Source organism: Aeromonas sp. OTU364 (assembly GCF_038440395.1).
GTDB lineage: Bacteria > Pseudomonadota > Gammaproteobacteria > Enterobacterales > Aeromonadaceae > Aeromonas.
Genome location: NZ_JASATR010000031.1, coordinates 12,502 through 31,536 on the forward strand (window position 1 = coordinate 12,502; position 19,035 = coordinate 31,536).

Annotated in this window: 20 protein-coding genes; 8 read left to right on the forward strand and 12 right to left on the reverse strand. The window is 62.0% G+C overall.

Translation table 11 applies throughout. The annotated features are described in order from the left end of the window. Positions 1 to 86: 86 nt before the first annotated feature. Entirely contained in the window at positions 87 to 779 is a 693-nt protein-coding gene (gene rsuA / locus AAHB08_RS20595) for a 16S rRNA pseudouridine(516) synthase RsuA (protein ID WP_106886353.1), read from the reverse strand. Positions 780 to 953: 174 nt separating this feature from the next. Between rsuA and AAHB08_RS20600 the strand changes: the two genes are divergently transcribed. Further along, a complete protein-coding gene (locus AAHB08_RS20600; protein WP_247626581.1) occupies positions 954 to 2,141 on the forward strand; it encodes an HD-GYP domain-containing protein in 1,188 nt (395 codons plus the stop codon). On the opposite strand, the gene AAHB08_RS20605 is transcribed toward AAHB08_RS20600, so the two are convergent. Together AAHB08_RS20605 and fsa are read right to left on the reverse strand one after the other, a co-directional pair. Beyond that, positions 2,138 to 2,326 (reverse strand): hypothetical protein, encoded by a 189-nt coding sequence (locus AAHB08_RS20605; protein ID WP_139434855.1) that lies wholly within the window; start codon positions 2,324 to 2,326, stop codon positions 2,138 to 2,140. The two genes, AAHB08_RS20600 and AAHB08_RS20605, sit on opposite strands and share 4 nt — an antisense overlap. A gap of 114 nt (positions 2,327 to 2,440) precedes the next feature. After that, complete coding sequence (fsa, locus tag AAHB08_RS20610) at positions 2,441 to 3,094, reverse strand: fructose-6-phosphate aldolase (protein WP_201994331.1); 654 nt, start codon at positions 3,092 to 3,094, stop codon at positions 2,441 to 2,443. 128 nt (positions 3,095 to 3,222) lie between these two features. Here fsa and AAHB08_RS20615 point away from each other — a divergent pair, with 128 nt between their 5' ends. From AAHB08_RS20615 to AAHB08_RS20635, 5 genes are all read left to right on the forward strand, one after another. Beyond that, the gene (locus AAHB08_RS20615) at positions 3,223 to 4,119 is read left to right on the forward strand and encodes a glycyl-radical enzyme activating protein (RefSeq protein WP_342059943.1); all 897 of its coding nucleotides are present in this window, start codon (positions 3,223 to 3,225) and stop codon (positions 4,117 to 4,119) included. 4 nt (positions 4,120 to 4,123) lie between these two features. Beyond that, a complete protein-coding gene (locus AAHB08_RS20620; RefSeq protein ID WP_342059944.1) occupies positions 4,124 to 6,556 on the forward strand; it encodes a formate C-acetyltransferase/glycerol dehydratase family glycyl radical enzyme in 2,433 nt (810 codons plus the stop codon). A 95-nt stretch (positions 6,557 to 6,651) separates the two neighbouring features. Next, complete coding sequence (locus AAHB08_RS20625) at positions 6,652 to 7,398, forward strand: DeoR family transcriptional regulator (protein WP_319916626.1); 747 nt, start codon at positions 6,652 to 6,654, stop codon at positions 7,396 to 7,398. A 137-nt stretch (positions 7,399 to 7,535) separates the two neighbouring features. Next, a complete protein-coding gene (locus tag AAHB08_RS20630) occupies positions 7,536 to 8,429 on the forward strand; it encodes an EamA family transporter (protein ID WP_139434844.1) in 894 nt (297 codons plus the stop codon). 136 nt (positions 8,430 to 8,565) lie between these two features. Further along, positions 8,566 to 10,371, forward strand: a complete 1,806-nt coding sequence (locus tag AAHB08_RS20635) for an extracellular solute-binding protein (protein WP_446699555.1) — start codon at positions 8,566 to 8,568, stop codon at positions 10,369 to 10,371. Between the two features lie 85 nt (positions 10,372 to 10,456). Here AAHB08_RS20635 and AAHB08_RS20640 read toward each other — a convergent pair whose 3' ends face one another. Together AAHB08_RS20640 and AAHB08_RS20645 are read right to left on the reverse strand one after the other, a co-directional pair. Further along, positions 10,457 to 10,849, reverse strand: a complete 393-nt coding sequence (locus AAHB08_RS20640; protein ID WP_005331447.1) for a DUF2750 domain-containing protein — start codon at positions 10,847 to 10,849, stop codon at positions 10,457 to 10,459. Positions 10,850 to 10,943: 94 nt separating this feature from the next. Then, positions 10,944 to 11,501 (reverse strand): hypothetical protein, encoded by a 558-nt coding sequence (locus AAHB08_RS20645; protein WP_342059946.1) that lies wholly within the window; start codon positions 11,499 to 11,501, stop codon positions 10,944 to 10,946. Positions 11,502 to 11,749: 248 nt separating this feature from the next. Here AAHB08_RS20645 and AAHB08_RS20650 point away from each other — a divergent pair, with 248 nt between their 5' ends. Further along, positions 11,750 to 11,998 (forward strand): TIGR02647 family protein, encoded by a 249-nt coding sequence (locus AAHB08_RS20650; RefSeq protein ID WP_139434838.1) that lies wholly within the window; start codon positions 11,750 to 11,752, stop codon positions 11,996 to 11,998. On the opposite strand, the gene AAHB08_RS20655 is transcribed toward AAHB08_RS20650, so the two are convergent. The 7 genes from AAHB08_RS20655 to AAHB08_RS20685 form a co-directional block, all read right to left on the reverse strand. After that, complete coding sequence (locus AAHB08_RS20655) at positions 11,985 to 12,281, reverse strand: hypothetical protein (RefSeq protein ID WP_342059947.1); 297 nt, start codon at positions 12,279 to 12,281, stop codon at positions 11,985 to 11,987. The two genes, AAHB08_RS20650 and AAHB08_RS20655, sit on opposite strands and share 14 nt — an antisense overlap. 95 nt (positions 12,282 to 12,376) lie before the next feature. After that, on the reverse strand, positions 12,377 to 12,586 hold the full coding sequence (locus AAHB08_RS20660; RefSeq protein ID WP_005331438.1) for a cold-shock protein: 210 nt from the start codon (positions 12,584 to 12,586) through the stop codon (positions 12,377 to 12,379). A 205-nt stretch (positions 12,587 to 12,791) separates the two neighbouring features. Further along, positions 12,792 to 13,892, reverse strand: coding sequence for a dihydrolipoamide acetyltransferase family protein (locus AAHB08_RS20665; RefSeq protein ID WP_342059948.1), 1,101 nt, complete (start codon positions 13,890 to 13,892; stop codon positions 12,792 to 12,794). Positions 13,893 to 13,986: 94 nt separating this feature from the next. Beyond that, the gene (locus tag AAHB08_RS20670; protein ID WP_202046144.1) at positions 13,987 to 14,973 is read right to left on the reverse strand and encodes an alpha-ketoacid dehydrogenase subunit beta; all 987 of its coding nucleotides are present in this window, start codon (positions 14,971 to 14,973) and stop codon (positions 13,987 to 13,989) included. Continuing rightward, a complete protein-coding gene (pdhA, locus tag AAHB08_RS20675) occupies positions 14,966 to 16,063 on the reverse strand; it encodes a pyruvate dehydrogenase (acetyl-transferring) E1 component subunit alpha (protein WP_319913386.1) in 1,098 nt (365 codons plus the stop codon). Before pdhA ends, AAHB08_RS20670 begins: the two co-directional genes overlap by 8 nt. Positions 16,064 to 16,324: 261 nt before the next feature. Next, on the reverse strand, positions 16,325 to 17,341 hold the full coding sequence (gene astE, locus AAHB08_RS20680) for a succinylglutamate desuccinylase (RefSeq protein ID WP_342059949.1): 1,017 nt from the start codon (positions 17,339 to 17,341) through the stop codon (positions 16,325 to 16,327). A 273-nt stretch (positions 17,342 to 17,614) separates the two neighbouring features. Further along, a complete protein-coding gene (locus AAHB08_RS20685) occupies positions 17,615 to 17,824 on the reverse strand; it encodes a DUF1127 domain-containing protein (RefSeq protein WP_005331430.1) in 210 nt (69 codons plus the stop codon). 525 nt (positions 17,825 to 18,349) lie between these two features. On the opposite strand from AAHB08_RS20685, the gene AAHB08_RS20690 reads away from it, so the two are divergent. Beyond that, on the forward strand, positions 18,350 to 19,035 hold a 686-nt coding region (locus AAHB08_RS20690), incomplete at its 3' end, for a DNA replication terminus site-binding protein (RefSeq protein ID WP_342059950.1).

Below are 19,035 nucleotides of genomic sequence, written 5' to 3' on the forward strand. Positions count from 1 at the left end.
ATTGGTTCTGTCGGTTCGATTAGCCGCGTCGCGGCGCAATCGGACGCGGTAACCTCATTGCGAACGTTCGCCGTCGGATGGCGTGATTAAAACTGGGCCACTTCCTCGGCAGTCAGCTCCCGGTATTCCCCCGGTGCCAGCTCGTCGTCCAGGCCGAGCGCCCCGATCCGCTCCCGATGCAGCCCTATCACCTTGTTGCCGATGGCGGCAAACATCCGCTTCACCTGGTGGTACTTGCCCTCGTGAATGGTCAACCTGGCCTCGCACTCCCCCAGGATCTCCAGCTGGGCGGGACGGGTCTTGTCGGTCTCGTTGCGCAGGTAGACGCCATCTTCAAACAGCGAGATGGCATCCTCGCTCACGGGGTCGGCCAGCCAGACATGATAGGTCTTGGCACACTCGTGGCGCGGCGAGGTGATGCGGTGGGACCACTTGCCATCGTCGGTGATCAGCACCAGGCCTGTGGTGTCGAGATCGAGCCGGCCCACCACGTGCAGCTTGCCCATGGCGGGCTCATCCAGCAGGTGGAACACGGTGGCGTGATCGGGATCCTCGTTGGAGCAGACGTAGCCTTCCGGCTTGTGCAGCATGAAGTAGCGATTCTGCTGATTCAGGGTCAAGGTCACGCCATCAAACTCGATCAGGCTCTGCTCATTGATGTGGAAGGCGGGCTGCTTGACCAGGATACCGTCCACCATCACCTCCCCCTGACGGATCAGCTTGCCCGCCTGGGAACGGGTCAAATCGGAGCAATCGCAAAGAAATTTATCGAGCCGCATGCACAAAACCTCGGAATCCAACGTTATCAAGGGGCGTCATTATATAGGCCGGCCCCCACAACGCCAGCACTAAGGGAGAAGTTAGACAGATGGCGCCTGACGCCATGATGTGCCAGTGATAGACTGCCGACAGAGCGCCGACAACACGCATAATAATAATCCCAGGAAGCCACCATGAAGCCGACTCAGCCTCATCCCGTCATCCCCGTCAACCAGTTGCAACCTGGCATGTACGTGTTAGCCATCGCCAGCCAGACCGGCGCCATGGAAATCGCCCAGACGGGGCTGGTGACCAACCGTCAGCAGGTGGATGCGCTGATCCGCCGCGGCGTGCTGACGGTGCGGGTGGATCTCGCCCGCAGCAAACTGCCCGGGATCGAGCAGGTCGTCTCCCCGAGCCCGGCCCAAAGCGCCGGCTCGGCGCGTCCCGCAGGCAGTGGCGAAGGGCGCGAGCTCAAGATCCGCCGCCTCTATCAGGAGGCGCGCGAGCTGCAGGGCAAGTTCATTCGCCACCTCAAGGCCGGGGAACCCATCGACATCACCCCGCTGGCGGCGGTCGCCGAGGAGATGGTGGACACCATGTTCACCCATGGCGACGCCATGCTCTGTCTGGCGCGGATCCGGGCCAAGGATGCCTACCTGATGGAACACTCCATGAACGTGGCCATACTGCTCGCCAACTTCGGCCGTTATCTCGGGCTTGAGCGCAGCGTGCTCAAGGAGCTGACCCTGGGCGGCCTGCTCCACGACGTGGGCAAGATCATGACCCCGGACGAGGTGCTCAACAAGCCGGGCAAGCTGACCGACGAGGAGTTTGGCGTGATGCGCCAGCACGTGGTGCACAGCTACGACATCCTCAGCAATACCGCCGGCATCACCCCCACCATGCTGGAGGTGGCCGCCAACCACCACGAGCGCCTCGATGGCACCGGCTATCCGCAGCGGCTCAAGGGGGATCAGCTCTCCCTCTATACCCGCATGAGCGGCATCGTCGATGTCTACGATGCGGTGACGGCAGACAGGGTCTACAAGCAGGGGATGCAGCCGACCCAGGCGTTTCGCATCCTGCTCAAAGGCATCAACCAGCACTTTGATGCCGAGCTGGTCACCAAGTTCATCAAGTGCATGGGGGTCTATCCGGTGGGCACCCTGGTGCAGCTCTCCAACCAGCGGCTGGCGGTCGTGATGCAGCGCAACGAACAGCAGCCGCTCAAGCCGCTGGTCAAGGTGATCTATCACGCCACCCAGCGCCACTACCTCGAGGTGCAGTGGCTGGATCTCGCCAGAAATGGGGGGCAGGAGAGCATAGAGAGCACGGTCGATCCCAAGGAGTTTGGCATCAACCTGGCCAACTTCGTCTAGCGAACCTGGGACTCCGGTGCCTGCTCGCGGCAATAGCGGAGGAGGAACTCCTCATCCAGCGGGGAGAGATCGAAGCGGACGCAGGCCTCTTCGATGGCCCGGATGTCGTGTTCATGGTGTTCGCTGAGCCAGCGTACGGCACGGCGCAGATCCTCACCATGGGGCAGCAGGGTATGGTCGCTCATGGGATACCTCCGGTAGACAGCAAGGCGGCCAGCGAAGGTGGCCACCTCTTTCAAGTCTAGTCGGTCAATCCCCATCACCCGCGCCTCTTCACCCTCCCCCCTCTATCACTGCAATCAGCGGCCGAAGGCGCGCTGCCAATCCTGATCAAACTTCACCAGCGCCGCATCCACCGCAGGCACGTTCAGCAGCTGCTCCGCCACATCGAGCGGCAAGGTGATGGACTGGCAACCGGCCAGCAGGCAGTCAAGGGCCTGACGGGGAGTGCGAAATGACGCCGCCAGCACTTTGCTGTTCGGTGCATGCAGCTCAAGCAGCTGTTGCAGCTCCTGCACGGTGGCGATGCCATCGCCCCCCTGGGCATCCAGCCGGTTCACATAGGGAGCGACATATTCTGCGCCCGCCACCGCCGCCAGCCAGCCTTGCAACGGGGTATAGACAGCGGTACCCAGGGTCGGCACACCGTTGGCGGTCAGGCTCTTGATGGCCGCCAGCCCCTCTGCGCATACCGGGATCTTGATCACCAGATCCGGGTCCAGCTCACGCAGGGCAAATGCCTCGCGCACCATCTCGGTTTCGGTTTTGGCCATCACCTGGGCAAACAGTCGAGCCTTGGGTCCCAGCACGTCGCGCAGGGCGGGCAGCAGCTCGCAGAGCGGCAATCCCCCGGCGGCAGTAATGGAAGGGTTGGTGGTGACTCCGGCCAACGGCAGGATCCGTGACCAGCGACGCACTGCCGCCACATCGGCGGTATCGAGATACAGCTCCATCTCTAACTCCTTAACGGGATGTTCAATATGTCGCCATTCTAGCGATAAAACATCTGCAAATTACTTGATCGAAATCAAATCAACCTTCGAATGAAAGCAAATAGAATAAAAAAACAAAAGGAGGCGGTATGATTTTCGACCTGCAACGATATTCAACTCACGATGGCCCCGGCATTCGGACCCTGGTATTTCTCAAGGGGTGTTCGCTGGCCTGTCTGTGGTGTCAAAACCCGGAGAGCCGCTCTCCCAAGCCGGACATCTTATTCGACCGGCGCCAATGCATTGAGGGATGCCAGCTCTGCAGCCAGACCTGTCCGGCAATCTTGCGTGACAGCGAGGGGATCCAGCTCAGCCGTTCAGCCCTCAAGGCCGAAGATATGGAACGGCTGCGCGGTCTCTGCCCGAGCGAAGCGCTGCAGGTGTGCGGTCGGGATGAAACCCTGGATACCCTGATGGACACCATACTGCGGGATCGCCCCTTCTTCGAGCGCAGCGGCGGTGGCGTCACCCTCTCCGGTGGCGAGCCGTTTATGCAGCCCGACTTTGCCGCCGCCCTGCTGGCCCGCTGCAAGGCACAAGGGCTGCACACCGCGGTCGAGAGCTGCCTGCATGTGCCCTGGCACCAGATTGAGCCAAGCCTCCCCTCACTGGATCTGGTGCTGGCGGATCTCAAACACGTGGATAAAGAGCGTTTCTTTAACTGGACCCGCGGCAAGGTGGAGCTGCCCATCGCGAACCTCAAACGCCTCGCCGAGCGCGGCGTGCCGATGCAGATCCGGGTGCCGCTCATTCCCGGCTTCAATGCCGACCGCGAATCGATCGAAGCCATCACCGACACCGCCGCCAGCCTCGGCACTGTGCAAGAGATCCACTTCCTCCCCTACCACACCCTGGGGGTGGGCAAATATGCCCTGCTGGATCTGCCCTATCAGGCGCCGGACACACCACTCGACGACCCCGATTTACTCCACTTTGCCCACGCATACGCCCAACGTCAGGGGCTGACCCCTGTGACCAGAGGATAAGATCATGACCCAGCTCGACCTCAATACCCTCAGCCCGCGGATCCGCGCCCACAAAGAGAGCCTGATCCACATCGTTCAGCCACCGGTCTGCACCGAGCGAGCCCGCCACTACACCGAGGCCTATCAGGCTCATCTCGCCCGCCCGCTGCCGGTGCGTCGCGCCCTGGCGCTGGCTCATCACCTCAAGGAACGCACCATCTGGATCAAGCACGACGAGCTTATCGTCGGCAATCAGGCCAGTCAGGTACGGGCGGCGCCGCTGTTTCCCGAATACACGGTGAGCTGGATTGAGAAGGAAATAGACGAGCTGGCAGACAGACCCGGTGCCGGCTTTGCGGTCAGCGAAACCGACAAGGCGATCATCCATGCCCTAACCCCCTTCTGGCGTGGCCAGACGGTGCAGGATCGCTGCTTCGGCCTCTTTACCGACGAGCAGAAAGCGCTGCTGGAGAGCGGCATCATCAAGGCCGAGGGCAACATGACCTCGGGGGATGCCCACCTCGCGGTCAACTACGAGGAGCTGCTCACGCTAGGGCTCGATGGCTTCAAGGCCAAGGTGGCCGAGCGGCGCAGTCGGCTGGATCTGGCGGATTGGGCCGATCTGCAGCGCGAGCAGTTCCTGCACGCCGTCGCCATCACCCTGGAGGCGGTCAGCGATCATATCGGGCGCTACGCCACCCTTGCCCGCGAGATGGCCGTGCAGGAGTCGCGCCCGGAGCGCCAAAGCGAGCTTGAGACCATGGCGCTCAACTGCGCCCACATCGCCCACCAGCCCCCCGAGACCTTCTGGCAGGCGCTGCAGCTCTGCTACTTTATCCAGCTCATTCTGCAGATCGAATCCAACGGCCACTCGGTATCGTTTGGCCGGATGGATCAGTACCTCTACCCCTGGTATCACCGCGAGGTGGAGCTGTCGGAATCCCTGCCTCGGACGCGCGCCATCGAGCTGCTGCAAGGGTGCTGGCTCAAACTGCTGGAGGTGAACAAGATCCGATCCGGCACCCACTCCAAGGCCTCCGCTGGCAGCCCGCTCTACCAGAACGTCACCATCGGTGGCCAGAACTGGCGCGATGGTGCGGCCCATGACGCAGTCAACGGCCTCTCCTACGCGATTCTGGAGTCCTGCGGCCAGCTGCGCTCGACCCAGCCCAACCTCTCGGTGCGCTACCACGCGGGGATGAGCGAGGATTTCCTCGACGCCTGCATTCAGGTGATCCGCTGCGGCTTTGGCATGCCCGCCTTCAACAACGACGAGGTGGTGATCCCCGAGTTCATCAAGCTCGGGGTAAGCGTGGAGGATGCCCACCACTACGCCGCCATCGGTTGCATCGAGACCGCCGTGCCCGGCAAGTGGGGCTACCGCTGCACCGGCATGAGCTTTATCAACTTTGCCCGCATCCTGCTGGCCTCCCTCGATGGCGGCCGCGATGCCACCACAGGCAAGGTCTTCCTGCCCCAGCCCCAGTCGCTGCGAGACGGGAGCTTTGGCAACTTTGACGAGGTGATGGCCCGCTGGGATGAGCAGGTGCGCTACTTCACCCGCAAATCCATCGAAATCGACTGCGTGGTCGACAGCGTGCTGGAGGCGCAGGCCCATGACATCCTCTGCAGCACTTTGGTAGATGACTGCATCGAGCGCGGCAAGACCATCAAGGAGGGGGGCGCCGTCTATGACTGGGTCTCCGGTCTGCAGGTGGGGATCGCCAACTTGGGCAACAGTCTGGCTGCCCTGAAGAAACTGGTGTTCGAACAGGGTGCGGTGGATCAGCACGAGCTGGCCGCCGCCCTGGAGCAAGACTTTGCCGGGCTGGCGGGGGAGCAGCTACGTCAGCGCCTCACCAACGCAGCCCCCAAATATGGCAACGATCTGGACGAGGTAGATATGCTGCTGGTGCAGGCTTACCAGAGCTACATCGACGAGCTCAAGGGGCTGCACAACACCCGCTTCGGGCGCGGCCCCATCGGCGGTACCTACTATGCCGGCACCTCCTCCATCTCCGCCAACGTACCCTTTGGTGCCGCCACCATGGCCACCCCGGATGGTCGCCGTGCCCGCACGCCGCTGGCGGAAGGGGCCAGCCCCTCCTCGGGGTCGGATCGTCTCGGCCCGACGGCGGTGTTCAACTCCATCGGCAAGCTGCCCACGGCGGCCATCCTCGGCGGGGTGCTGCTCAACCAGAAGCTGAGTCCGGCCAGCCTTGAGAACGAGCGGGACAAAACCAAGCTGATGAGCCTGCTGCGCACCTTCTTCGAGGTGCACAAGGGGTGGCATGTGCAGTACAACATCGTCTCGCGCGAAACCCTGCTGGCGGCCAAGGCCAATCCGGATCAGTACCGGGATCTGGTGGTGCGGGTGGCCGGCTATTCGGCCTTCTTCACCGCCTTATCCCCGGATGCGCAAGATGATATCATCGCCCGCACCGAGCACAGTCTCTGACGGGGCGCGTCCCATGGCGCCCGTGACGTCATATGATTGGCAAGCCACCCCACGGGTGGCTTGCCGCTATCCACCACCTTGCATGCGAGCGCACCATGAATCCACGCCACCAACTGATCCTCACCCTGGTCCATCAGGCCCGCAAGATGAGCGTGGCCGAGCTGTCACGGCACACAGGGGTGTCAGAGGTGACGGTGCGCAACGACCTCACCGCGCTGGAGAAACAGGGGCTGCTCAGACGGGTACACGGCTCGGCCATGGCGCTGGAGACCGATGACCCGGATGCCCGGATGAACATCAACTACCTGCTCAAGGAGCGCCTCGCCGAGCGGGCCGCCCAGCTGGTGGAAGATGGCGAGACTGTCTTTATCGAAGGGGGCAGCGCCAACGCCATGCTGGCGCGCCACCTTGCCCTGCACAAGCGGGTCACCATCATCACCATCAGCAGCTATATCGCCCATCTGCTCAAGGACACCCCGGCCCAGGTGGTGCTGCTCGGCGGCCTGTTCCAGCATCAGAGCGAAAGCGTGGTGGGGCCGCTGACGCGCCTCTGTATCGAGCAGGTGCACTTCTCCAAGGCCTTCATCGGGGTCGACGGTTTTCACCCCGAGGTGGGCTTTACCGGCCGCGACATGATGCGGGCCGACGTGGTCAACAGCGTGCTGGCCAAGGGGGTGACCAATGTGGTCATCACCGACAGCAGCAAATTTGGCGCCATCCACCCCAGCCAGCTGGGTGCCCCGGGCCAGATCGGCGTGCTGGTCACCGACGATGCGCTGCCCGCCCCCATGCGCGCCGCCATCGCAGCCCGCGGCATAACCCTGCACTGCGTCACCGCCTGAACCTGTCATTGCGGCTTGCCGCCTGGACCCGCCCCACCCTCCCCCGCTTGCGACTTGACGCCAGCCACCCTGTCGAGGGTATGCTCGTTTCCTTCCGGCGCCATCTGATGGCCCTGCCTCTCACACAAGGACGCTGTATGCAAGCCAAGGACAAGTGTCTGGCCGCCCTGGTCATTCTCTGCTGGGGACTCAACTTCGTGGCGATCAAATGGGGGCTGGAGGGCATACCGCCGCTGCTGCTGGGGGCGCTGCGCTTCGTCGGCGTTGTCTTCCCCGCCATCTTGCTGGTGCCCAGGCCCGCCATGCCCTGGCGCTGGCTGCTGGCCTATGGCGGCGCGATCAGCCTGGGGCAGTTCGCCTTCCTGTTCTGCGCCATGAAGTTCGGCATGCCGGCGGGCATGGCCTCCCTGGTGCTGCAATCCCAGGTGGTGTTCACCCTGCTGTTCGCCATGATCTGGCTGGGGGAGCGCTGGCAGCCTCACCACTGGGTAGCGCTGCCGCTGGCGGGGGCCGGCCTCTATCTCATCGCCACCCATGGCGAAGGCAACCTGACCCTGCTCGGCTTCGTGCTGACCCTGTGCGCCGCCGCCTGCTGGGGCCTTGGCAACGTCATCAATCGCCAGATTGGGCTGCGTTACCAGACCGCACTGCCGAGCCTTATCGCCTGGGGCGGCCTGGTGCCCATACTGCCCTTCTTCGCGCTCTCCTGGTTGTTCGAGGGGCCCGATGTCATTGCCACCAGCCTGCTCAACTTCAGCTGGCAGGGGCTCTTGTGCGTGCTCTATCTCTCGCTGGTCGCCACCTGGCTTGGCTACGGCCTCTGGGGACGGCTGCTGATGCGCTATCCGGTGGCCCAGGTGGCGCCACTCTCCCTGCTGGTGCCCTGCGTCGGCATGGTGGCGGCCGCCCTGCTCCTCGATGAGCACCCCACGTCCCTGCAGTGGCTGGGATCCGGCCTGGTGCTGCTCGGCTTCGTGGTCCATCTGCTGGGCGGAAAAATGAGGCTGTTCAAGGCACAAGCCGAGCATTGACCTCGATGGGGAAACTTCCCATGATGAGACAGGCCCTCACGGGCCCCACCGCTTGACCCGGCAGGACGCCAACCATCAGGAGAGCAAGGACATGCTGCACAGTTCACCCTCGGTCATCCCCGCTTTGCCCCGTGTCATGCGGGCCGCAGCCATGATGCTCCCCCTCTGCTGGAGCGCCTTCGGCTGGAGCGCCACCCTGCCGGCAGATCTCAAGTGGGAGAGCAACGACACAGACCCCGTCTATGCCGATCCAGAGGCCAAACGGGGCGGCACCTTCCGTGACTTCATGTCGAGCTTCCCGCTCACCTTGCGCAAGTACGGGCCCGACTCCAACGGCGGCTTCGCCGGTTACGTCCGCGAAACCAATCTGCCCCTGCTCGCCACCCATCCGGTGACCGGCAATCCCATTCCCATGCTGGCCAGCGCATGGGCCTTCGGCGCCGATCACAAGACCCTCTATTTTCGCCTCAACCCCAAGGCGCGCTGGTCGGACGGCCAGCCCGTCACCGCCGATGATTGGCTCTTTACCCTCAAGATGATGCGCAGCAAGGAGATCAATGATCCCTGGTACAACAACTACTACAGCACCCAGATAAGCGAGGTGACCAGGTTCGACGATCACACCCTCGCCATCACCAGCGGCACCGAGAAGAGCCGGGAGGATTTGCTGGAATCCCTGCCGTTCAGCCCGGAGCCGAGCCATGCCATCAAGCTCACGGCCAACTGGGTCAAGGAGTACAACTGGAAGGTGCTGCCGGTCACCGGCGCCTACCAGATTGGCGAACTGAAGAAGGGCAAGTCGGTCACCTTCAACCGGGTCAAGGATTGGTGGGGTGACGGGGAGCGCTACTTCCAGCACCGCTTCAACCCGGACCGGATAGAGATCAAGGTGCTCAGGGATCAGAACATCGCCTGGCAGCACTTCCTGCGCGGCGATCTCGACACCTTCCCGCTGGTCATGCCCAACTGGTGGCACGACAAGAGCAAGACAGCGGAGTTCGAGAAGGGCTATATCGAGCGGCTCTGGTTCTACAACCAGACCCCGCAGTCCCCCATGGGGCTTTACCTCAACACCGCAGACCCGCTGCTCAAGGATATCAATGTGCGGCTCGGCATCCAGTACGCCCTCGCCCTCGACAAGATGATCGCCACCCTGCTGCGGGGGGACTACCAGCGCCTCAACAGCTACGGCTCGGGCCAGGGGGCCTTCACCAACACCGACATCAAGGCACGCCCCTTCGATCCCAGGCTCGCACGGGACTACTTCGCCAAGGCGGGCTTCACCAAGACGGGGCCGGATGGCATCTTGCAAAACGACAAGGGCCAGCCCCTCTCCCTCAGCATCACCTACACCACGGCCGAGCATGCCCAGCGCCTGACCCTGCTGCGGGAAGAGGCGAAGAAGGCGGGCCTCAATCTGGAGCTGAACCTGATGGATGCCTCCGCCGGCTTCAAATCCATGCTGGAGAAGAAGCACCAGAGCGCCTGGATGGCCTGGAGCAGTGGCCGCTATCCGGCCTACTGGGAGCACTTCCACAAGGTCAACGCCAACAAGCCCCAGACCAACAACATCATGAACCTCGATGACGACGCCATCTCGGCTCTGGTGGAGCAATACGACAAGGCGTTCGACTTCGGCAAGAAGGCCGAGCTCTCACGGCAGATCCAGCAGCGGCTCTATGAACTGGCCAGCTTCGTCCCCGCCTATCAGGTCCCCTATACCCGGGCAGGTGCCTGGCGCTGGATAAAACTGCCCAAGACGCCGGCAACGCCCCAGAGCGATCTGCTCTACTGGCCCCTGGATGGCGCCAACTCGGGCTACAGCTTCGGCGGCCTGCTCTGGATTGACGAAGAGCTGAAAGCGGAGACGAAAGCCGCCATCAAACAGGGCAAGACCTTCCCTCCCGTCACCCTGATCGACACCCGCTATCAACAGCCCTGAGCTCTCTCCACGCTCTGGCTCGGCGAAACAAAAGACCCCGCACTGTGGCGGGGTCTTTTTTGTGGCAGCAGCGCCTGGACGGGACTTAGCCGCGCTTGGCCTGCTTTTGCGCGATGGCGTCGGCCACGTCGGCCGGATCCAGCACTATGCCTTCCTGCTCCGGGGTCGGGAACACGGCCACGCAGAGTTCGTCCTGCTCCATGCCGTCGACCCAGCGATCCAGCCACACCTTGAGGGTGATGGACTGCGGCTTGCAATCAGCCCACTCGCCTTCGGCCCAGGCCTTGGCGTATTCCGGATGCGGCCAGACCGGGATGCAGTCTTCGTCTTCGGTGGTCAACATCATGACGCCGTGCTCGTCGGTCAGAACAAACAGCTCTTCATGCTCGACCAGCTTGCTGATGAAGTGATCAAAGCGGTAGTCGGCGTTCAGTTGCAGCGCGGCATTGCGCTCGGTGTCGCTAAGTTCATAGCTCATTGGTCAAGTCTCTCATTCAATAAAGGGCGACATGTTCACATCTTGCTGGCGCCTTGTCCAGCAAGAGTGCTCGGTCGCCCCTGTTTCGGCGATCTCAGCCCAGCGCCGGGGTCACCAGGGTGATCTCCGCCGTCTCGCAGAAACGCTGGCGCAGCCAGTAGGCGGACTCCACCTCGACGAAACAGAGTTGATCCCGCCCGGCCTGCACACCTTGCATGATCTGCTCGAAGCGCGCCTGTTGTTGCTGCTGCCAAGCGGTCGCCAGCCCGGTGCCATGGGCTTCATCCACCACCTCGCGGCGCAGCTCGAACAGGTTATCGGTGATCGGGCTGTTGATCTTGCCAGGGCTGTGCCAGTACATCAGCAGGTTGTCCAGCATCTCTTCGTCATAACTCGCCAGTGCATCCAGCTCGGGAGTATCCCCCTCGCCGCCGGTCCCGAAGTCACACCACCCCGCCGCCAGAGGGGCCAGGGTCTGGGCCCCGCCCCCCTTGCCATGCTGGCGCAGGGCGGCAACATCCGCCCCCTTGATGGAAGGCAGCCAGAGATCCCCCTGATGCTCATCGAGCAAGGGGAGCAGCAAGGACGGAGCATAAACAGAAAAGCGGGGACCTAGGGTGTGCAGCAGAGATACCAGAGTGACAGTGATCATGAGACGCGCCTTGAGCTGGAAGACCTGGGTTCATACCTGGCCAGGGGGACAAAAGAGGGACCATTCTACCATGTTTAGCGGCACGCGGACTCTGCTCGTCCAGCCAGCCGGGGCGTGAGGCTTCCGGCCAAAAAAGCAGCGTTCGGGCACAGCCGGTCCAGACAAAGCCCAATACTTTGAGCCAGCGCCCACTAAAGTCAAACCGGGAATGCTAGTTTGCATACATCTTTAGCGTAAGGAGTGCATCCATGAGTGGGATCGACCAGGTTTCTGACGATTTTGTGAATGAGCTGAAAATACTGGCATGCTTTGATCCGGCGAACATGAGTCTGGGGATCAAGTTACGCAGCGACATGTCTGAAGAGTTGTGCCTCGCGGCGCAGCGCCTGCACAGCCAAGGCATGATCAGTGCCGTTGATGGCGGCTATCTGACCCCCTTCGGCATGACCATGCTGGAGCATCTTCAGCACCTGCTGGTGGCACTCAAGCCGAATTGAGTTCCTGCGGCGCCCAAAGCGAGAAGTTGAGCAATTCCCAGCGCTTTCCCTGCCGCAGCAGACAAGCAAACAACAAAGGACCTTCGGGTCCTTTTACCTTGCCATCGATCAGCCACTCCCCTGCCCGCTTCGGGACAGGCTGCGCCTTGATCTCCTCGGGCTGCTCTGCCTTGCCCAAACGCACCTGCACGAATTGCTGGCACACGGTCACGGCCTCGCTGGCCGCGGGATCCGGCACGGGAGCATTGGCAAGCACCACGGTCAACAAGAGTGATGGGATCATGATGATGGTCATTGGCAAAGGTGGTTTATCAATATGCCATAAAACAAAAAGCCGTGGCACCAGAGGTACCACGGCTTTCTTAAATTCTGTAAGAATTACAGAGCAGTTACGTTCTCAGCCTGCGGGCCTTTCTGACCTTGGGTCACAGAGAACTGTACGCGCTGACCTTCAGCCAGGGTACGGAAACCGTTACCGCTGATAGCGCTGAAGTGAACGAAAACGTCCGGGCCGTTTTCTTGCTGGATGAAGCCAAAACCTTTGGTTTCGTTGAAAAACTTAACGGTACCGGTGATCATGTTAGACATATCTTTAACCTGTATTCAAAATAATTACTTATGCTTTTCAGCGGATAAAGCTCAAAAACGGGATTAACTTATGAACAACAGGAAAAGATGCAAAACATCATATTCATTGACATAACTAACGCCCTTTCAAGCTGGTTTAGATTATACGTGCCTTTGTCGATTACGCAACCAAATTTGCACCCCGCCAAGGGCAGGGTGCAATCACTTACGCATCCGCCGCTTCCAGTGCCTGAACCAGGGCTTTGAGGAAGCGCGCCGCCTCCCCGCCGGTACAGGCCCTGTGGTCAAATGTCATCGACAAGGGCAGTGCCCGGACCGGCCGCGCCTCCCCATGGATGAAGACCACTTTTTCGAACAATTTGCCCGCCCCTATGATGGCCACCTGGGGTGGCGTGACGATAGGGCTGGCATAGCGGCCTGCGATGGCACCGAAGTTGGTGAGGGTGATGGTCGCCCCCTGCAACATCTCTCGCGGCACGGCGCGCGCCTTCACATCGGCGATCATCCGATCCAGTCCGTGGCGTATGTCCGTCCGCTCCCGCTCGGCCACGTTCTCCATCACCGGCACATAGAGCCCGTGCTTGGAGTCGACGGCGATGGCCACGTTGACCTCCCTGAACAGCCGCCTGGACAGAGTATCCCCGTCAAACCAGGCATTCATGGAGGGCTCGGCACGACACGCCACCCCGATGGCCTTGATGAGGCGCACCGTCACGTCTTCGTCTGCCCGCCAGTGACGCAGGTCCACCTCGTCGGTGATGCTGACCGGCACCACTGTCTGATGGGAGTGCTCCATCGCCTTGGCCATGGCCCGGCGCGAGCCCTTGAGGAACTCGTTGCCGCTGCTCTGCAGCGCTTCGAAGGCGCTCTGCACGTCCTGCTCGGTCACCATGCCGGCGCTGCCAGTGCCCTTGAGCCTGTCGATGTCCAGCCCCAGTTTTTGCGCCAGCAGACGTACCGCCGGCATGGCCTGCACCAGGGCGCCACCGGGTGCCATGGCTCCCACCACGAAGTGATCCTCGATGTGCCGTTGATGGGCGCTGACCTTGCCCACCACAGTACCGTCGTCTTCACCTCCTTCGAACTCCACCAGGGGAGCACCGATGTGGAGTATGTCTCCCTCCTGGCCGCACAGCCTGGCGATCACTCCCGCCACCGGCGAGGGCACATCCACCAGCGCCTTGGCAGTTTCCACCGACAGCAGCACCTGATCGACACTCACGGTATCGCCGGCACTGACCTTCCATTCGACTATCTCGGCCTCGGCCAAACCTTCGCCCAGATCCGGTAATTTGAAAAATTTCATGACCAGTTCTCCATCCGCGGGAACATCACCAAAGATTGACCGACTTCATGGCTCTTCCTTGCTCGGGCGCCTGGGCGCCAACAGTTGAGAGACGTCATAGCCACTTGTTCTCCATCAGTTGGTGAGCCGCATCCGCAATATCCTGCTCGGTGATGAGGTAATACTCCTCGTTGCGATAGTAGGGGACGGCGGCATCCACCCCGGTGAGGCGCTTTGGCGGCGCCTTGAGGGAGGTCAACGCCTCCTCGGTGACCCGCGCCACGATTTCGGCACCGACCCCGAAGCTGCCGCACGCCTCGTGCACCACCAGCAGACGCCCGGTCTTGCGCACCGAGGCCAGGATGCTCTCCATGTCCAGGGGCTTGATGGTGGCGAGATCCAGCACCTCGCACTGGATGTCCTGCTCCGCCAGCAGGGCGGCGGCTCGCATCACCTCCTGGATGCAGGCCCCCCACGCAACCACGGTGAGATCCCGCCCCGGTCGCAGGGTAAAGCAGACATCCAGCGGCAGGCCGACGCCGTCATCCACCACATCCGACTTCATGGAGCGGTAGATGCGGTCCGGCTCGAAGAACATCACGGGATCCGGATCGCGAATGGCCGACAGCAACAGGCCATATGCCCGTCTCGGGCTGGAGGGGATGACGACCCTCAGACCCGGAATATGGGCAAACAGGGCTTCGACACTCTCGCTGTGGTGTTCGGGCGAATGGATGCCGGCGCCATAGGGGGAGCGGTAGACGATGGGACAGGAGAGCCGGCCACGGGTACGGTTACGCATGCGCGCCGCCTGGCAGATGATCTGCTCCATGCCGGGGAAGATGAAGCCCTGGAACTGGAATTCGGCCACGGGTTTGAGTCCCTGGGTCGCCATGCCGACCGCCACCCCGGCGATCAGCCCCTCCGCCAGCGGTGTGTCTATCACCCGCTTGAAGCCGAACTTGTCGCGCAGGCCCACAGTGGCACGAAACACCCCGCCGTTGACCCCCACATCCTCACCCAGCACCACCACGTCGGGGTCGTGCTCCATCTCATGGTGCAACGCCAGATTGATGGCTTCGAGCAGTGTCATGTCACTCATGGTGTGTCTCCCCGCCGCGCTGCTGCATGCCCTTGGCGATGATGCGCTGACGCTGGACACGGTACTCCCGCGGCAGCTCGGCAAACTGGTAATCGAGCAGGGTTTCCGGCGCCTGCGGCGCCATGCCTTCATAGGCGGCGACGGCACGCTCGACCTCCCGACCCGCCTCCGCCAACAGCGCCTGCTCCTGATGCTCGTCCCACCAGCCTTGCTCAAACATGAACTGGCGCAGCCGCTTGACCGGCTCCTTGGCCCAGGCGGCTTCCACCTCGGCGGCCTCGCGATAGCGGGTCGCATCGTCGGCCGTGGTGTGATCCCCGAGTCGGTAGCTGACGGCTTCGATCAGCGTCGGCCCCTTGCCGCTGCGTGCCCGCTCCATGGCGGCGCGGGTCGCCTCATAGACGGCCACCACGTCGTTGCCGTCGACCTGCAGGCTGCGCACCCCGGCCCCTATACCCTTCTGGGCCAGGGTTGGTGCGCTCGACTGCAGCTTGCGTGGCACCGAGATGGCCCACTGGTTGTTGTTGATGATCATCACCATGGGGAGGTGCCAGACGCCGGCACAGTTGAGCCCCTCGAGAAAATCCCCCTTGGAGGTGCCGCCATCCCCTATGGTCACCACGGCGACCCTGGGCTGGTTGCGCAGCTTGAAGGCGGCCGCTATGCCGGCGGCATGGGTGATCTGGGTGGCGATGGGGACGCAGATGGGCAAGTCTTCCGACAACTCTCCATCGGCCTTGTAGAAGACACTGCCCCTTTCATCTCCGCCCCAATATTGCAGGTTCTGCTCCATGGGCACGCCCCGCACATAGAGGGTGGGCATGTCCCGGTAATAGGGCACATAGACATCCTCCGGCCGCATGGCGAGACCGACCCCGATCCCCACCGCTTCCGCCCCCAAGTGGGAGGGAAAGGTGCCGAGCTTGCCGGTTCGCTGCAGTGCTATCGCTTTCTTGTCGTAACTGCGCACCATCACCATGTTGCGGTAGAAGGTGTGCAGCATCGCCTTGTCCAGCCAGGTCGGCAGTGTCGCGACCGGGCGCCCCTCCTCATCGAGGTAACGAAGGAAGGGGATGTCGACATGGGTCATAACTGGCTCCTTGCCGTTGTCAGCGTCACCACCATGAGGTGACCCTTAGAATGTAAATAAGATGTTAAGCAAAGGGCAACGTGATTCATTCAGGTAAGACCAGTAGAAACTTCTTTAATTTCAGAAAGAAGATGAGATTTTCGGCGAGCAGAAACGAAGAAGGGAGCCCTTTCGGGCTCCCTGTCAGGGCGAGTTCGGGATCACGACCATCCTGGCCACGCCGCCAGGGGCGCAGGGTTGGTGTGAAAAGAGGGGCTCAGATCACGACCACAGGCGGGTTGGCACCACCAGCAGCATGGTCCGCTGGCCGATGGCCACGTTGGCATTGGGGAAGACCACCGCCTCCCGCGCTTTCTCTACCCTGTACTGGCGTTCCCCATCTTCCGCCAGCACAAACCCCTGGGGAAATTCGGTGAAATTGTCCACGTCGCTGGCAAACAGGAAACGAAACTCGGCCGTTTGCTTGTTGATCACCCGATCGATGGCAAAAATCGTGAAGTCATCCGCCCGCCAGGGCTCGAGCACCACCTCATCCTGGGTCACCAGCGCCTGCAACGCCTGACGCGCCTCGATGAAGCGGGTCATGTCGTTTTCTCCAAAGGGGCGCACCTTGCCAAGCTCCACCGTGAAGGCATGGGCGCCATGCTGGTGCGAGCTGTAATAGCTGAAGGTGGTGGTCGGGCCGCTCGAGAGCAGTATGGTGCGCACCCCGCAAGCCCCGAGGAACTGCACCTGCTCCTTGCAGTGGGGGCGCTCGTGGGGGAAGGGATAGACCGCAAACTTCTCGTGACGGGAGCCGCGAATGGCGGTGTGCAGATCGTAGTGATAACGGGGCCGGGCGGGATCGGCGAAGAAGCGGCTCACATACTGCTCCAGGCGCATGGCGCGAATGCGTTCCCGGTTGCACAGCCCCTCCCCCTTGCTGTGGGCACCACTGAAGAGCCGGTTCATGTTCTCCTCCACCTCGCGCGCCCCCTGGTTCATGGCGGCAGGGTTGCCAAAGAGGAAGAGCACCCGGTGGCGGGCCTGAAGCTCCCCGCTGAGCAGCCGGGTCAGCAGCTGGTTGCAGATCTCGATGGGGGCAGTCTCGTTACCGTGAATGCCGCAGGAGAGCACTATGTCCTTGCGCCCGCTAGGCGACCCAGGCGCGGGCTCCAGGCAGAGCACGCCGGTGTCCCACACGCTCACCCGGGTGCCGTTGGCCAGCTCGAAGGCAAAGGGCTCGAGCTGCCACTCGTGGCGGCGGGTCAGGGCCAAAAAGTCATGCTGGGGAATCATCCATCTCACCCTCTTGTCTGGAATGCCATGGCCGGATTATACGCAAGGCAGCCGGGCTTAAAATCAGTTTTTAAACAAATTCAAACAGTAAGGATACAAAGTTGGCGAGGGATGATGACAACTCATGCCACTGGGGGCAAACAGAAGGAAAAACAGACAAGGGGGAAAACAGGAAGCGGCAACAGGGGAAAAATCAGGCCCGTCTGGGGGGCGAAGAGCATCAGGCAGAGCAGTTCAGATCAGCAAGAAAACGAGGCATCCATGCCCGGCTGATCAACCACGCCAGAACGGCTTGGTGGTCTCTTGATAGCGGTCAGCTTCGTTCAGACCGATGTCCTTGAGCAGGTAGGCGGGCAGCTCGGAGAGCTGGCGACGGCTGCGGCTGCGTTCCAGCCAGGTCAGGACGGTCATCTTGACGCGAGCAACCAGATTCGATTCGCTGGAATCCTGGTAACCGGCTTCGGTATAAGTCATGTTGGCCATGATATGGCTCCTCTCTCTAGTTCTGCGCAAGGCTCGGATTTGATGCGCAAAGCTTAGTCAGGGCGAGGAGGTGCCTCAATTGACGAATTTTGATACATGGGATTAGTAAAAGTAATGGTTTATCTCGCCATGAGGTTAAATTCAAGATATTGATTTATATGTGAAATATTAACCAGACACTCCCTCGCCCAGCCCGGCAGCATTTTCTCCTGCATCATCTGCTTCTAACTATGCAGTTTCCCACGTTAGCTATGCAGAGCCCGAGTGCCAGGCAGGACGCGGCTACCTCGGCCCAGGCGCCAATTGTTAATCGTTGGATCACTTAAAGATCGTTATTTAACAGGATGATACAGACAGGCAACCCTCTGAAGGCGACCAGGGCTGCCCCCCCCCCGGACGGCGCTTGAAAGGCGGCACTTGGCGCCTTCCCGTCATACTGGTATGGTTATTTATACAGTACTTTAATCATGCCCCCTGATCGTCACCTTTAGGGCGACGAATTGGGGAAACAGACAGGATATGCCGATGGACACCTTTACCCCCACCGCCGCCCTGCGTCAACAGATGGACGAACTGGAAGACGCCCTTGCCCGTCTCGCCAGACAGCTCGGCCAGCTCGAGTTGCTGGAGGCCCATGTCTATCCCCTGCCCGCCGTGCCGCAAGGGGAAGAGCACGATCCCATCGAGGCCATAGAGGTAGGCTATCTCTCGGGGGAGGAGGCGCTGGCCGCCACCCTGGCCGCCTTTCAGGATCACAGCGCCCGCCCCGGCTGCTCCACCAAGGCGACTCACCGCCTGCCTGGCTGGTTGCGCTTCCCCGCCGCCAGCGCCCCCCTGTTGCAGCCGCTGCTCGACGAGATCAACGGCCACAAGCTCGCCTTCAAGGCGCTGGTGCAGGCCGCCGGCGGGCGGGACGAGAAGTTCGAACTGGTGCACGGCGCACTGCCCGGGGTCATCACCCTGCAGGTCTATCGCAAGCTGACCCTGCTCACCGGAGAGCTGCATTCCCTCGGCTTCACCTGGGCCGACAAGCAGAGCATCAGCCGGCTCAGCCGGGAGCAGGTGCTGGAGATGCTGGAGCGCAGCCGCCGCTATGTGCCGGCGCTCTCCAGCAACGAGGAGTGGAGCAAGATGGTGGATCAGGAGGTGTACGACATCCGTCGTCTGGCCGGGGGGGGGGGGGGGGGGCGGCCCCCGCCCCCGCGCAGCCC

Coding starts and splice junctions, on each gene's coding strand:
- rsuA (WP_106886353.1), bottom strand. CDS start 779: ATGCGGCTCGATAAATTTCTTTGCGATTGCTCCGATTTGACCCGTTCC.
- AAHB08_RS20600 (WP_247626581.1), top strand. CDS start 954: ATGAAGCCGACTCAGCCTCATCCCGTCATCCCCGTCAACCAGTTGCAA.
- AAHB08_RS20605 (WP_139434855.1), bottom strand. CDS start 2,326: ATGAGCGACCATACCCTGCTGCCCCATGGTGAGGATCTGCGCCGTGCC.
- fsa (WP_201994331.1), bottom strand. CDS start 3,094: ATGGAGCTGTATCTCGATACCGCCGATGTGGCGGCAGTGCGTCGCTGG.
- AAHB08_RS20615 (WP_342059943.1), top strand. CDS start 3,223: ATGATTTTCGACCTGCAACGATATTCAACTCACGATGGCCCCGGCATT.
- AAHB08_RS20620 (WP_342059944.1), top strand. CDS start 4,124: ATGACCCAGCTCGACCTCAATACCCTCAGCCCGCGGATCCGCGCCCAC.
- AAHB08_RS20625 (WP_319916626.1), top strand. CDS start 6,652: ATGAATCCACGCCACCAACTGATCCTCACCCTGGTCCATCAGGCCCGC.
- AAHB08_RS20630 (WP_139434844.1), top strand. CDS start 7,536: ATGCAAGCCAAGGACAAGTGTCTGGCCGCCCTGGTCATTCTCTGCTGG.
- AAHB08_RS20635 (WP_446699555.1), top strand. CDS start 8,566: ATGCGGGCCGCAGCCATGATGCTCCCCCTCTGCTGGAGCGCCTTCGGC.
- AAHB08_RS20640 (WP_005331447.1), bottom strand. CDS start 10,849: ATGAGCTATGAACTTAGCGACACCGAGCGCAATGCCGCGCTGCAACTG.
- AAHB08_RS20645 (WP_342059946.1), bottom strand. CDS start 11,501: ATGATCACTGTCACTCTGGTATCTCTGCTGCACACCCTAGGTCCCCGC.
- AAHB08_RS20650 (WP_139434838.1), top strand. CDS start 11,750: ATGAGTGGGATCGACCAGGTTTCTGACGATTTTGTGAATGAGCTGAAA.
- AAHB08_RS20655 (WP_342059947.1), bottom strand. CDS start 12,281: ATGATCCCATCACTCTTGTTGACCGTGGTGCTTGCCAATGCTCCCGTG.
- AAHB08_RS20660 (WP_005331438.1), bottom strand. CDS start 12,586: ATGTCTAACATGATCACCGGTACCGTTAAGTTTTTCAACGAAACCAAA.
- AAHB08_RS20665 (WP_342059948.1), bottom strand. CDS start 13,892: ATGAAATTTTTCAAATTACCGGATCTGGGCGAAGGTTTGGCCGAGGCC.
- AAHB08_RS20670 (WP_202046144.1), bottom strand. CDS start 14,973: ATGAGTGACATGACACTGCTCGAAGCCATCAATCTGGCGTTGCACCAT.
- pdhA (WP_319913386.1), bottom strand. CDS start 16,063: ATGACCCATGTCGACATCCCCTTCCTTCGTTACCTCGATGAGGAGGGG.
- astE (WP_342059949.1), bottom strand. CDS start 17,341: ATGATTCCCCAGCATGACTTTTTGGCCCTGACCCGCCGCCACGAGTGG.
- AAHB08_RS20685 (WP_005331430.1), bottom strand. CDS start 17,824: ATGGCCAACATGACTTATACCGAAGCCGGTTACCAGGATTCCAGCGAA.